Here is a 14,331-nt window from a genome sequence, read left to right on the forward strand (position 1 = left end):
CAGGCACCGGCCAAGATCCACGCGGCGCCAGCCGCGACGTACCGGTCCACACGCCGCGCCCTAGCCACCAACCCGCACTCGAAAGACAACGGCGAACCCCGCAAACCCAGCGCGGGACCCTACGGTGCCCACCGCACGGGCCACCGTCCCGCGCAACACCCCCGTGAAGGGGCGACGCCCCGTTTCCTTCCGCGGCCCCGCGAAGGGGACCCGTTCGCGTGACCGAGATCGCACAGGGCGATCTCCGTCGCCGCGTACGGAACATTAGACTCGTCGGAATCGGCACAAGGAACCGCACAAGCACAGCCCGAACGGCACAGATGGCACAGCTCGACATCTCGACATGTGCGACAGCAAGGAGGTACGGGTGGCGCTGCTGACCCGCATCACGGGACCGCGCGATCTCGACCGGCTCACTCCGGAGGAGCTGGAGCGGCTGGCCGGCGAGGTCCGGGCCTTCCTCGTCGACTCGGTCGCCAAGACCGGCGGACACCTGGGGCCCAACCTCGGCGTGGTCGAGCTGACCATCGCCCTGCACCGGGTCTTCCACTCCCCCCAGGACAAGGTGCTCTTCGACACGGGGCACCAGTCCTACGTGCACAAGCTGCTCACGGGCCGCCAGGACTTCTCCAGGCTGCGCGCGAAGGGCGGCCTCTCCGGATACCCGTCGCGCGCGGAGTCCGAGCACGACATCATCGAGAACAGCCACGCCTCTACCGTCCTCGGCTGGGCGGACGGCCTCGCCAAGGCGAACGAGGTGCTCAAGAAGGACGACCACGTCGTGGCCGTCATCGGCGACGGCGCGCTCACCGGCGGCATGGCCTGGGAGGCCCTCAACAACATCGCCGCCGCCAAGGACCGCCCGCTCGTGATCGTGGTGAACGACAACGAGCGCTCGTACGAGCCGACGATCGGCGGTCTCGCGAACCACCTGGCGACGCTGCGCACCACCGACGGCTACGAGCGGTTCCTGGCCCGCGGCAAGGAGGTCCTCAACCGGACCCCCGTCGTCGGCAAGCCCCTCTACGAGACGCTGCACGGCGCCAAGAAGGGCCTGAAGGACTTCATCGCGCCGCAGGGCATGTTCGAGGACCTGGGCCTGAAGTACGTCGGCCCGATCGACGGCCACGACATCGCCGCCGTCGAGTCCGCGCTCCAGCGCGCCAAGCGCTTCGGCGGCCCCGTCCTGGTGCACTGCCTCACCGAGAAGGGCCGCGGCTATCAGCCCGCGCGGCAGGACGAGGCCGACCAGTTCCACGCGGTCGGCGTCATCCACCCGGACACGGGCCTGCCGGTGAAGTCCTCCGGCGCCGACTGGACCTCGGTCTTCGGCGAGGAGATGGTCAAGCTCGGCCGGGAGCGCGAGGACATCGTCGCCATCACGGCGGCCATGATGCGCCCCGTCGGCCTGCACGGCTTCGCCCAGGCGTATCCGGAGCGGGTCTACGACGTGGGCATCGCCGAGCAGCACGCCGCGGTCTCGGCCGCCGGGCTGGCCACGGGCGGCCTGCACCCGGTCTTCGCGGTGTACGCGACGTTCCTCAACCGCGCCTTCGACCAACTGCTGATGGATGTGGCGCTGCACCAGTGCGGCGTCACGTTCGTGCTGGACAGGGCGGGGGTCACCGGCTCGGACGGTGCCTCGCACAACGGCATGTGGGACATGTCGATCCTCCAGTGCGTCCCCGGACTGCGCCTGTCAGCGCCGCGCGACGCCGATCAGTTGCGCGCCCAGTTGCGCGAGGCGGTCGATGTGGACGACGCACCGACCGTCGTGCGCTATTCGAAGGGCGCTGTCGGCCCCGCCGTCCCCGCTGTGGCCCGTATCGGCGGCATGGACGTGCTGCGCGAGGCGGGTGCCGCGCGCCCGGACGTGCTGCTGGTGTCCGTGGGCGCGCTGGCGCCGATGTGCCTGGAGATCGCCGGTCTGCTGGACAAGCAGGGCATCTCGACGACGGTCGTGGACCCGCGCTGGGTCAAGCCCGTCGACGAGGCGCTGGCGCCGCTGGCCGACCAGCACCGGGTCGTCGTCACCGTCGAGGACAACAGCAGGGCGGGCGGCGTCGGCTCGGCCGTGGCGCAGGCGCTGCGCGACGCGGGTGTGGACGTGCCGCTGCGCGACTTCGGCATCCCGGAGCGCTTCCTCGACCACGCCTCGCGGGGCGAGGTCATGGCGGAGATCGGGCTCACCGCGCCGGACATCGCCCGTCAGGTGACGGGTCTGGTGGCCCGTATCGACGGCCGCTACGACACGGAGACCGCGGGAGCGGGGCGCGAGGCGGCCCGCGACTGACACCACCCGCGCGCGACGCGAGGCCCGGCCCGAAAGACCGGTGCCGCCGCGTCGCCGTGAGCCCCGTGCCGATGGGCCGTCCGGACCCCGTGAGGGTGAACCGGGCGGCCCATCGGTGTGCGCGGGGTATGCGTCTCATCGGGCGAAGTCGGTCCGGGGGCGGCGCCGAGGGGCCCCGCCGGTGTGCCGATCCGTCCCCCACGACCGTCCAGCGGCGCGGAGGAAGCAGATGAGCGGTACACAGCGGAGGCCGGAGAGCCCGGACAGCGGCGCACGAGGCGGCGGCTGGTTCCGGACGAAGTCGGTCGAGCAGTCGATCCAGGACACGGAGGAACCGGAGCACGCGCTGAAGAAGTCGCTCAGCGCGTTCGACCTCGTGGTCTACGGTGTCGGCGTCATCGTCGGCACCGGGATCTTCGTCGTCACGGGCACAGTCGCCAAGGACTACGCGGGACCCGCGGTGGCGATCTCCTTCATCGTCGCCGCGCTGGTGTGCGGGCTGGCCGCGCTCTGCTACGCGGAGTTCGCCTCGACGGTCCCGGTCGCCGGATCCGCTTACACCTTCTCGTACGCCTCGCTCGGCGAGCTGCCCGCCTGGATCATCGGCTGGGACCTCGTCCTGGAGCTGGCGCTGGGCGCCGCCACCGTGGCGGGCGGCTGGTCGCAGTACGTGGGCACGCTGCTCGACAACCTCGGCCTCACCGTCCCCGAGGTCCTCACCCATTCCGGTGACGGCTTCGGCTTCGGCTTCGACATCCTCGCCGCCGCGCTGGTGCTCGCGATCACCGCCGTGCTGGTGGTGGGCATGAAGCTCTCGGCGCGCATCACCTCGGCGGTCGTCGCCGTGAAGATCACGGTGGTGCTCCTCGTGATCATCGCGGGCGCCTTCTTCATCGTCGGCGACAACTACTCGCCGTTCATCCCGCCCGAGCAGCCCACCGAGGAGGGCACCTCGGGGCTGCTCACCCCGCTCTCCCAGCTCATCTTCGGCTTCACCCCCTCGCACTTCGGCGTGATGGGCATCTTCTCCGCCGCCGCCGTCGTCTTCTTCGCCTTCATCGGCTTCGACATCGTGGCCACGGCGGCCGAGGAGACGAAGAACCCGCAGCGCGACCTGCCGCGCGGCATCTTCGGCTCGCTCGCGGTGTGCACGCTGCTCTACGTCGCCGTCTCGCTGGTGGTGACGGGCATGCGCGAGTACTCGAAGCTGGAGAGCGACGCGCCCCTCGCCTCCGCCTTCAAGGCGGTCGGGCAGCCCTTCTTCTCCGGGCTGATCTCGTTCGGCGCGGCGGTCGGCCTCACATCGGTCGTGATGATCCTGCTGCTCGGACAGACCCGGGTCTTCTTCGCGATGAGCCGCGACGGGCTGCTGCCCCGGTCGTTCTCGCGGGTGCACACCCGCTACGGCACGCCGTACCGCTCCACCGTCCTGCTCGGCGTCCTCGTCGCGCTGATCGCGGGCTTCTTCACGGTGACGGAGCTGACGGAGATGGTGAACATCGGCACCCTCTTCGCCTTCCTCGTCGTCGCGCTCGGCGTGATCCTGCTGCGCCGTACGCGCCCGGAGCTGCCGCGCGCGTTCCGCACCCCGTTCGTGCCCGTGCTGCCGGTCGTGTCGGTGCTGGCCTCGCTGTGGCTGATGCTGAACCTCAGTGTCGAGACGTGGCTGCGGTTCGCGGTCTGGATGGCGCTGGGCATGGTCATCTACGCCGTGTACGGGCGCCGCCACAGCAGGCTGCGCCTCATGGGCGACGTGGGCTCCGGTTCCGGCTCCGGTTCTGGCGGCGGGGGTGCGCGGTAGCGGAGGTTCCGCTCGGGGGACGGCGCCTACCGCGCCGACTGAGGCTCATCCTCCGCTTCCGCTCCCGCGGGCCCTCTTCTGGAGGGGGCCACGGAGCCGGATAAGTTGGGGCGCATGCCGTCCGCCGCCGAGCCCCCGCGCGCGCCGTCGTCCTCCGTGGACACGCGGCCGTCGACGGACAAGGCGACGCGCGGCCGTACCCGCGAGGGCCACGTACCCGAGCCGCGCCGCGACACCTGGCACGCGCCCGGGACACCGGGGCCGCACCCACGGGACACACCGGACACCGTCCCCGTCGAGAGCCCGTCCCGCCGCCGCTACTGGGCGCTGCTGCTGCCCGCGCTCACGCTCCTCGCCCTCGTCACCCGCCTGCCCTCCTTCGCACGCCCGCTCTGGAACCCCGACGAGGGCTTCCTCGCGACCCAGGCGCGGATGCTCGCCGACGGTGGCACGCTCTACGACACCGTCGTCGACCGCAAACCCCCGCTGCTGCCCTGGCTCTACCAGGGCGCGTTCGCGCTCGCGGGGGACGAGTCGCTGTGGCCGCTGAAGGCGGCTGCCGTGCTGGCCGTGGCCGTGGGCGCCGCATTCGTCGCCTCGCTGGCCAGGCGGCGCTGGGGAGACCGGGCGGGATGGACGGCCGGTGTGCTGTACGTCCTGCTCACCATCGGGCTCAACCCCGAGGACACCCAGGCGGCGACCTTCGAGGTCTTCATGCTGCCGTGGACGGCCGCCGCCGTGTGGTGCGCGGACCGGCGCCGGTGGGCGTGGGCCGGGCTCGGCATCGCCGGAGCAGTGCTCACAAAACAGACCGGTGGTGCCGTGCTGCTGCCGGTGCTCGTGCTGCTGTGGCGGGCCCCCGCACCCCGGCTCCCCGGCCTGGCGCGGCTGGCGGCCGGAGCGGTGCTCCCGGTCGCGATCACCGCTCTCGCCTTCGGCCCCGGCCGCTTCCTCTACTGGATGGCGACGGGCTCCGGCGCGTACGCCTCCGTCGAGGGCGCCGGACTGCGAGCCCTGGCCCGTGCACTGGCCAGCACCGGTGTGCTGGCGCTCGCCTGCGCGCCGTTCCTGGTGGCGCTCGTACACCTGTGGCTGCGGCGCCGCCGTCCTGAGTGGTCCGCCGACCTGTGGGCATGGCTGGCGGCCTCGGCCGCTGCCATCGTGGTCGGCTTCCAGTTCTTCGGCCACTACTACCTCCAGCTCGTCCCGCCCCTCGCTCTCCTCGGCGCCTCCGTCCTGCGCGAACTGCGCCGCCCGCGCCACGCGGACCTCGCGCTCGCGCTCACCGCGGCCATCGCCGCCGGGCACCTCGTCTGGGGCTACGCGGCGCCGCGCACCGAACTCGACCACGCCCAGCGCGTCGCGGCCGAGGTCCGCGCCCGCACCCAGCCCTCGGACCGCGTCCTGCTGTGGGGCATGCACCCCGAGGGCTACTGGCTCGCCGACCGCGCCCCCGCCTCCCGCTACCTGACCGCGGGGTTCCTCACCAACTTCAGCGGCGGGCGCGGGGGCGTGCGGGTAGGGGAGCGGTACGCGATGGAGGGCGCCTGGCCGCACTTCCGCCGCGAACTGCGCGACACCCCGCCCGCCCTCGTCGTCGACGACTCACGGGGCGCCCCATACGGCATCGCCTCCACACCCACGCTCCGGAACTACCTGGAGCGGCACTACGACCGTGTCGGGGAGGTGGACGGCGCGGTGCTTTACGTGAGGGGAAACGCGGGGTCGGCCCCTCACGGGGGTGTTGCGCGGGACGGCTGACCTCTCAGGTGGGCACTGTAGGGTCCCGCGCTGATTTTTGCGCCGTCGCACGCAGTGGGGGTGGCTTGGCGCCGTGTTCGGGTGCCTGGCCGGTGGCTTCGGCGCGGCGTGTGGTTGCGGTGCGTTGCGGCTTGCGCCGCGTGGTTCTTGGTTTCGGCTGGTGGTCGTGTGGGGCCCGTGTGTGGTGGGGGTCGGTGCCGCGGTGGGGTGTCTCCTCGGGCGGCGACAAGTGCGGGTCGGCTTTTCGGCTGCCTGTACAGTCGCCACCACTTGCGGGGACACCCCACCGCGTCCCCTCCCACCCGGTGGCCACCAGCACCACCGTTGTGGGCAAGCGTTCCGCATGGCGGAACGGGTGGGCACAACCCACCCACCGGCCCGCAGCACGCGTACGCACCCCCGAGGGGGCACTGGGGAGGGCGCACCCACGGGTGAGGGCACGGTGTGGGCGTCAGCCGACCCGGAGCTGGATAGCGGGCCACCGGCGGGACGGGGACGGGGTGGGGTGTCCCCGCAGGTCGAGAGAGTCACCGGCGGAGAGCCGTAAGCGAGACCTTCACGCCGAGGAGACACCCCACCCCGGCACCGGACACCCCGCACCCACGTGCCCATAACCCCAACAGGAACCCGGAATCACGCGGCGCAAGCCGCGACGCACCGGTCCATAGGCCGCGCCGTAGCCACACAGCCGCACCCGAACACGGCGCCCCGCCACACGCAGCGCCCCGTGCAGCGGCGCAAAAATCAGCGCGGGACCCTACATTGCGCACCACACCGGCCAACCGTCCCGCGCAACACCCCCGTGAAGCAGGAACCCCCCGTTTCCTTCCGCAGCCCCGCGAAGGGGCTGGCGGACGCAGTCGTTCCGGGGCGATCATGCCTGGTATGCAAAGTGACCTCTTCAAGGACGAATACCTGGTCAAGGATCCGGTCGCGGCCGGGATGACGCTCCAGAACAACAAGTCCATCAAGTACGTGGTAAACGGCGAGTGCTACGCACGTCAGGGCGCCATGGTCGCGTTCCGCGGGAACCTCCAGTTCGAGAAGAAGGGCCAGGGCGTCGGCGGCTACATCAAGCGCAAGGTCACCGGCGAGGGCCTGCCGCTGATGGCGGTGCGCGGTCAGGGCGAGGCGTGGTTCGCGCACGAGGCGGCGAGCTGCTTCATCGTCGAGATGTCGCCGGGCGACGAGCTGAGCGTCAACGGCCGCCACGTCCTCGTCTTCGACGCGACGCTGTCCTACGACGTGAAGGTCGTCAAGGGAGCGGGCATGACCGGCGGCGGCCTGTTCAACAGCGTCTTCACGGGGCACGGCAAGCTCGGTCTGATCTGCGAGGGCGAGCCGATCGTGATCCCCGTGAGCCCTCAGGCGCCGGTCTACGTCGACACGGACGCGGTCCTGGGCTGGAGTGCCCGGCTGCACGCCTCGCTCCACAGGTCGCAGAGCTTCGGCTCCATGCTGCGCGGAGGTTCGGGCGAGGCGATGCAACTGGCCCTGGAGGGCGAGGGGTTCGTCATCGTCCGCCCGAGCGAGGCGCAGCCGCAGCAGCCCGGCACGCACTGAGCCCCGCCCGCGCCGGCGCACGCGGACGGGGACACACGAACGGCGCCCGTCCACCAGAGAGGGTGTGGACGGGCGCCGTTCGGGTCTCAGCGGCTCACCGGTTCAGCGCGCGCCGTAGGCGCACCCGTCACGCGGGAACGGGAACGCTCGCGACACCCGGCGCCAGGAACCGCTTCCCGGTCGCGCGCTCGCTGACGCCTTCGCGGTCCAGGTACGGCGTGATGCCGCCCAGGTGGAAGGGCCAGCCCGCGCCGGTGATCAGGCACAGGTCGATGTCCTGCGCCTCGGCGACGACGCCCTCGTCGAGCATGAGGCGGACCTCCTCGGCGATGGCGTTCAGCGCCCGCTCGCGCACCTGCTCCTCGGTGAGCGCGGTGTCCCCGGTCTCGAAGAGCGCGGCGACCTCCGGGTCCAGCTCCGGCTTGCCGGTGTCGTAGACGTAGAGGTTCCGCTTACCGGCGGCGACCACGCGGCCCAGGTTCTCCGAGACGGCGAACCGGTCGGGGAACGCGGCGTGCAGCGTGCCCGCGACGTGGTGGGCCACGGCCGGGCCGACCAGCTCCAGCAGCACGATCGGTGACATCGGCAGCCCGAGCGGCGCCAGCGCGCGGTCCGCGACGTCGACGGGGGTGCCCTCGTCGATGGAGCGCAGCACCTCGCCCAGGAAGCGGGTCAGGACGCGGTTGACGACGAACGCCGGGGCGTCCTTGACGAGGACGGCAGTCTTCTTGAGCGACTTGGCCACCGAGAAGGCCGTGGCCAGCGACGCGTCGTCCGTCCGCTCGCCCCGCACGATCTCCAGCAGCGGCAGGATCGCGACGGGGTTGAAGAAGTGGAAGCCGACGACCCGCTCGGGGTGCTTCAGCTTCGACGCCATCTCGGAGACGGACAGCGAGGAGGTGTTGGTGGCGAGGATGGCGTGCTCGGGCACGACCGCCTCGACCTCGGCGAACACCTGCTGCTTGACGCCCATCTCCTCGAAGACGGCCTCGATGACGAAGTCCGCGTCGGCGAAGGCGGTGGCCTTGTCCAGGGAGCCGGAGACCAGGCCCTTGAGGCGGTTCGCCTTGTCCTGGTTGACGCGGCCCTTCAGCAGCAGCTTGTCGATCTCCTCGTGGACATAGCCCACGCCCTTGTCGACGCGCTCCTGGTCGATGTCGGTCAGCACGACCGGCACCTCGAGGCGCCGCGCGAACAGCAGCGCGAGCTGCGAGGCCATCAGGCCCGCGCCCACGACGCCGACCTTGGTGACCGGGCGCGCCAGGGACTTGTCAGGGGCGCCGGCAGGGCGCTTGGCGCGCTTCTGCACCAGGTTGAACGCGTAGATCCCGCTGCGCAGTTCGCCGCCCATGATCAGGTCGGCGAGCGCCTTGTCCTCGGCCTCGAAGCCCGCGCGCAGGTCGCCGTTCTTGGCCTGGGCGATGATGTCGAGCGCGCGGTAGGCGGCCGGGGCAGCGCCGTGCACCTTGCTGTCCGCGATCTCCTTGCCTCGGGCGACGGCCTGGTCCCACGCCTCGTCGCGGTCGATCTCGGACCGTACGACCTCGATCTCGCCCTTCAGCACCGCGGCCGTCCAGCGCAGCGACTCCTCCAGGAAGTCGGCGCCCTCGAAGATGGCGTCGGCGATGCCCAGCTCGTAGACCTGCTTGCCCTTGAGCTGACGGTTCTGGTTGAGCGAGTTCTCGATGATGACCGAGACGGCGCGGTCGGCGCCGATCAGGTTCGGCAGCAGCGTGCAGCCGCCCCAGCCGGGCACCAGGCCGAGGAAGACCTCGGGCAGCGAGAACGCGGGGAGGGCCTGCGAGACGGTGCGGTAGTCGCAGTGCAGGCCGACCTCGACGCCGCCGCCCATGGCCGCGCCGTTGTAGTACGCGAACGTCGGGACACCGAGCTTGCCCAGGCGCCGGAAGACGGCGTGCCCGCCCTTGCCGATGGCCAGTGCGTCCTCGTGGTTCGTCAGCACCTCGACGCCCTTGAGGTCGGCGCCCACGGCGAAGATGAACGGCTTGCCGGTGACACCGACACCGACGATCTCGCCCTCCTCGGCCTCCTTCTCCACCTGGTCGATGGCGAGGTCCAGCTTGGCGAGGGACTGTGCGCCGAAGGTGGTCGGCTTGGTGTGGTCCAGGCCGTTGTCCAGCGTGATGAGGGCGAACCTGCCCGCGCCCGCCGGGAGGTCGAGGTGGCGTACGTGCGCCTCGGTGACGACCTCGTCGGGGAAGCGCTCGGCCGCGCCCTTCAGAAGCTCTGCGGTCTCGCTCACTTGCCTGCTCCCTCGAAGTGCGGGTTCTCCCAGATGACCGTTCCGCCCATGCCGAAGCCGACGCACATGGTCGTCAGGCCGTAGCGGACGTGCGGCTGCTCCTCGAACTGCCGCGCGAGCTGCGTCATCAGACGCACGCCGGACGAGGCCAGCGGGTGACCGTAGGCGATGGCACCGCCGTACTGGTTCACGCGCGGGTCGTCGTCGGCGATGCCGTAGTGGTCCAGCAGCGCCAGGACCTGTACGGCGAATGCCTCGTTGATCTCGAACAGGCCGATGTCGTCGATGCCCAGGCCCGCCTTGGCGAGGGCCTTCTCCGTCGACGGCACCGGGCCGATGCCCATGACCTCCGGCTCGACACCGGCGAAGGCGTACGACACCAGGCGCATCTTGACCGGCAGGCCCAGCTCCTCGGCGACGTCCTCGGCCGCGATGAGCGAGGCCGTGGCGCCGTCGTTGAGGCCCGCGGCGTTGCCGGGGGTGACGCGGCCGTGGGCACGGAACGGGGTCTTGAGCCCGGCCAGCATCTCCAGCGTGGTGCCGGGGCGCATCGGCTCGTCCTGGGTGGCCAGGCCCCAGCCGTTCTCGCCGCCCTCACCGGTGGTGCGCCGCACGGAGACGGGCACCAGGTCGGCCTGCACCTTGCCGTTGGCGTACGCCTTGGCGGCCTTCTCCTGGCTGCGCACCGCGTACTCGTCGGCCCGCTGCTTGGTCAGGTGCGGGAACCGGTCGTGCAGGTTCTCCGCCGTCATGCCCATGAACAGGGCCGACTGGTCGACGAGCTTCTCCGACACGAACCGGGGGTTCGGGTCGACGCCCTCGCCCATCGGGTGGCGGCCCATGTGCTCGACACCGCCCGCGACGACGACGTCGTACGCGCCGAACGCGATCGAACCTGCGGTCGTGGTCACCGCGGTCATCGCGCCCGCGCACATGCGGTCGATGGAGTACCCCGGCACGCTCTGCGGGAGCCCGGCGAGGATGCCGGCGGTGCGGCCCAGGGTCAGGCCCTGGTCGCCGATCTGGGTGGTCGCGGCGAGGGCCACCTCGTCGACGCGCTCCGGGGGCAGGTCCGGGTTGCGCCGGAGCAGCTCGCGGATGCACTTGACGACGAGGTCGTCCGCGCGGGTCTCGTGGTAAATGCCCTTGGGGCCCGCCTTGCCGAACGGGGTACGGACGCCGTCGACGAAGACGACGTCCCTAGCGGTACGAGGCACGTTGGCTCTCCTCCAGGTGCGGTACGTGTACGCCGGACGGCGCGTTTCCCACTCGCCATGCTACCCGTGGGTAACTGAGTGACAAGGGCTGCCCTGGTGGAGGGTCACACGTCACATTTCCCCGCGCGGGGCGGGACCCTTCGCGGTCGCCAGCACCACTGCAAGGGTGCTGCGCGGCGTCCGTCGCCCCGCGCGGGGGCGTCAGGCCGAAGGGGCCGGGGCGGAGAGGGCCGTGGTGAGGAGGTCGGCCGTCTGGGCGACCTGCCACTCCCGCGCGCCAAGACCTCGCAGCGCGTCCCCGACAACCTCCACCGTCGCCTCCTTGGGAGGCGCCCAGCACAAGCGCCGCACGGTGTCAGGAGTCAGCAGATTCTCCTGCGGAAGGTTCAGCTCCTCGGCCCGCGCCGTCACCGCGGCCCGCGCCGCCGCCAGCCGCGCCGCGGCGGCCGGATCCTTGTCGGCCCAGGAACGGGGCGGCGGCGGACCGTTCAGCGGCTGCCCCTGCTGCGGCAGCTCGGACTCGGGCAGCGCCTTGGCCCGGTCGACCGCGCTCTGCCACTGCTCCAGTTGCTTGCGTCCCATGCGGTTGCCGTACCCGGGCAGCGCGGCCAGCGCCTGCGCGTCCGCGGGCACGGCGAGCGCCGCCTCCACGATCGCCGCGTCGGTGAGCACCTTGCCGGGGGAGACGTCGCGCCGCTGCGCGATCCTGTCGCGGGCCGTCCACAGCTCCCGTACGACCGCCATCTGCCGTCGCCGCCGCACCTTGTGCATGCCGGACGTGCGCCGCCAGGGGTCCTTGCGGGGCGGGGGCGGCGGGGCCGCGACGATCGCCGCGAACTCCTCGTGCGCCCACTCCAGCTTGCCCTGGCGCTCCAGCTCCTCCTCCAGCGCGTTGCGCAGGTCGACGAGCAGTTCGACGTCGAGTGCCGCGTACCGCAGCCAGGGTTCGGGCAGCGGCCGGGTCGACCAGTCGACGGCGGAGTGGCCCTTCTCCAGGGCGTAGCCGAGGACGTTCTCCACCATGGCGCCCAGGCCGACCCGGGGGAAACCGGCCAGCCGTCCGGCCAGCTCCGTGTCGAACAGCCGCCGCGGCACCATGCCTATCTCGCGCAGGCAGGGGAGGTCCTGCGTGGCCGCGTGCAGGACCCATTCGGTGTCCGCCAGAGCCGCGCCGAGCCCGGAGAGGTCGGTGCAGGTGACCGGGTCGATGAGGGCGCTGCCCGCGCCCTCGCGCCGGAGCTGGATCAGGTAGGCGCGCTGGCCGTAGCGGTAGCCCGAGGCGCGCTCGGCGTCGACGGCGACGGGGCCCGAGCCCGTGGCGAACGCGGTGGTGATCTCCGCCAGGGCTTCCGCGTCCGCGGTCACGGGCGGAATGCCCTCGCGCGGCTCCAGCAAAGGGATCGGCGCCGGTCCGGAGTCGTCGGACGGGGCCTGAGCTGCGTTTGCTGATGCGGTCTCTTGGGCGTCGGTCACCAGTCAAGGGTATCTGTGTGCACGCAATGCGAAGCGCCCGCCGACGGAACGTTACGTCGACGAGCGCTTCCGGTACGTAAAGCGATCAGCGGGCGGATCGGTAAGCGGACCGGAGAACGGATCAGTGGATGATGCCGGTCCGCAGCGCCACCGCGACCATCCCCGCGCGGTCGCCCGTGCCGAGCTTTCTGGCGATGCGCGCGAGGTGACTCTTGACGGTGAGGGCCGAGAGGCCCATCGAGACGCCGATGGCCTTGTTCGACTGGCCCTCCGCCACCAGCCGCAGTACCTCGACCTCGCGGCCCGACAGTTCGCGGAGGCCGCCGGGGTGGCCGGGGCCGCCGGGGCCGCCGCCGGGACGTCGGTGCATCCGGGCCGCCGCGGCGCCGATGGGCGCGGCGCCGTGCCGGGTGGTCATGCCTCCGCCGAGGTTGTTGCGGGTGCCGGTGACGACGTAGCCCTTGACGCCGCCGGCGAGGGCGTTGCGCACGGCTCCGATGTCGTCGGCGGCCGACAGGGCGAGGCCGTTCGGCCAGCCCGCCGCCCGGGTCTCGGACAGCAGGGTGAGCCCCGAGCCGTCCGGGAGGTGGACGTCGGCCACGCAGATGTCACGTGGGTTTCCGACTCGGGGGCGGGCCTCCGCGATCGACGACGCCTCGATCACGTCCCGAACTCCGAGAGCCCAGAGGTGACGGGTCACGGTGGAGCGGACGCGGGGGTCGGCAACGACGACCATGGCCGTCGGCTTGTTCGGGCGGTAGGCGACCAGGCTTGTGGGGTGCTCTAGGAGAACAGACACCGGGCCTCCTGAAGGGAGAGTGGCTGCGGAAATGCCGACTAGCCGCCCCCGGGGAAACGGGGGCGAGTCAGGGCGTTCCGTGTGGAAGGGTCATTGATTCCTTCGGCAGCTCACGCGCCCGCCTTTAGGGCATGATCACAAATCGGTGACCGATATTTTCTTGAATCGGGCATTCATCCGAAATGCCGGGTACCTGTCCGACCATCGTCAGAGTGACTGCGGGCCGCGCCGTTGCGGAAGCTGGACCACCTGGACCGCGGAGTCGCCGTCGCCGTTCTCCGGGGGCAGTCCCGCGACCTGGCACAGCAGCTCGCACCAGGCGGACAGGTGCGCCGCCACGTCAGTGACCGCGCCCTGGCCCGTCGGCCCGCCATGACCTGTCGGCCCGGCCTGGCCCGTCGCGCGCGGGGTCCAGCTCGCCCGGATCTCCAGCTCGGACTGCGGCTCGCGCGAGGAGAGGCCGCCGAAGAAGTACGAGCCCGACCGGGTCACCGTCCCGCTCGGCTCCGTGTAGGGCGCTTCGCGTGCCTCCAGCGCGCCCGTGAGCCAGGACCAGGTCACCTCGGGCAACAGGGGGTCCGTGGCCATCTCGGGCTCCAGCTCGGCGCGGATCAGCGTGACGACCCGGAAGGTGCCCTGCCACGGGTCCTGTCCGGCCGGGTCGTGGAGCAGCACGAAGCGCCCGTCGGCCAGCTCCTCCGCGTCCGCCCCCGCTTCTGCCCCGGCCGCGGTGACCGCCGCCTCCAGCGCGTACGCGTAGGGCGCGAGCCGCTTGGGGGCCGGAAGCTGCGAGAGCTGTACCTCCGGTCGCGGCCGGGCACTGTTCAGGGCCGCGACGGCCTGCCGGAACGGGAGCGGTACGTCGTCGCCGCCTGCCCCCTCCGTGCCGCCGCCGGAACCCTCCGTCATCTGTGGTCGAGCCGCTGCCATGGGCGGAAGAGTAGGCGGAACCGCGCGCTCAGCACGGTAGGGACACTCATTTGACGTGCTCCCTGGTCTGAAGTCCAGGGATTCCGGTCTGGGTCGGTCGACTCTTCCGGGGGCTTCCTGCTTCACGGCGCTGTGCGGGCACGTGTGCCCGTCTTACCGGCGCTCCACAGGCGTTTGGTGTCTCCGCCCGTCCGGCGGCGACGATACGGCGTCCCTCGACGAGGACATTGC

At 71.6% G+C, this 14,331-nt stretch carries 9 protein-coding genes; 4 read left to right on the top strand and 5 right to left on the bottom strand.

The annotated features are described in order from the left end of the window. The first annotated feature begins 367 nt into the window (after positions 1-367). From dxs to ACYVOO_RS29975, 4 genes are all read left to right on the top strand, one after another. Complete coding sequence (gene dxs, locus ACYVOO_RS29960; protein ID WP_461018934.1) at positions 368-2,293, top strand: 1-deoxy-D-xylulose-5-phosphate synthase; 1,926 nt, start codon at positions 368-370, stop codon at positions 2,291-2,293. Positions 2,294-2,522: 229 nt separating this feature from the next. After that, complete coding sequence (locus ACYVOO_RS29965) at positions 2,523-4,094, top strand: amino acid permease (protein ID WP_461018853.1); 1,572 nt, start codon at positions 2,523-2,525, stop codon at positions 4,092-4,094. 114 nt (positions 4,095-4,208) lie between these two features. Then, positions 4,209-5,855 carry an ArnT family glycosyltransferase gene (locus ACYVOO_RS29970; protein WP_461018854.1) on the top strand — a complete coding sequence of 549 codons (1,647 nt, stop codon included), beginning with the start codon at positions 4,209-4,211 and terminating at the stop codon, positions 5,853-5,855. Between the two features lie 885 nt (positions 5,856-6,740). Beyond that, positions 6,741-7,418 (top strand): AIM24 family protein, encoded by a 678-nt coding sequence (locus ACYVOO_RS29975; RefSeq protein WP_461018855.1) that lies wholly within the window; start codon positions 6,741-6,743, stop codon positions 7,416-7,418. 127 nt (positions 7,419-7,545) lie between these two features. On the opposite strand, the gene ACYVOO_RS29980 is transcribed toward ACYVOO_RS29975, so the two are convergent. The 5 genes from ACYVOO_RS29980 to ACYVOO_RS30000 form a co-directional block, all read right to left on the bottom strand. After that, positions 7,546-9,681 carry a 3-hydroxyacyl-CoA dehydrogenase NAD-binding domain-containing protein gene (locus ACYVOO_RS29980; RefSeq protein WP_461018856.1) on the bottom strand — a complete coding sequence of 712 codons (2,136 nt, stop codon included), beginning with the start codon at positions 9,679-9,681 and terminating at the stop codon, positions 7,546-7,548. Further along, the gene (locus ACYVOO_RS29985) at positions 9,678-10,898 is read right to left on the bottom strand and encodes a thiolase family protein (protein ID WP_453344525.1); all 1,221 of its coding nucleotides are present in this window, start codon (positions 10,896-10,898) and stop codon (positions 9,678-9,680) included. Before ACYVOO_RS29985 ends, ACYVOO_RS29980 begins: the two co-directional genes overlap by 4 nt. Positions 10,899-11,099: 201 nt before the next feature. After that, positions 11,100-12,371: an HRDC domain-containing protein gene (locus tag ACYVOO_RS29990; RefSeq protein ID WP_461018857.1), complete on the bottom strand. Its 1,272-nt coding sequence runs from the start codon at positions 12,369-12,371 to the stop codon at positions 11,100-11,102. 121 nt (positions 12,372-12,492) lie between these two features. After that, on the bottom strand, positions 12,493-13,170 hold the full coding sequence (locus ACYVOO_RS29995) for a LuxR C-terminal-related transcriptional regulator (protein ID WP_453344527.1): 678 nt from the start codon (positions 13,168-13,170) through the stop codon (positions 12,493-12,495). 207 nt (positions 13,171-13,377) lie between these two features. Then, on the bottom strand, positions 13,378-14,100 hold the full coding sequence (locus ACYVOO_RS30000) for a DUF3000 domain-containing protein (protein WP_461018858.1): 723 nt from the start codon (positions 14,098-14,100) through the stop codon (positions 13,378-13,380). Positions 14,101-14,331 lie beyond the last annotated feature (231 nt).

The sequence above is a fragment of the Streptomyces daliensis genome (assembly GCF_054782395.1).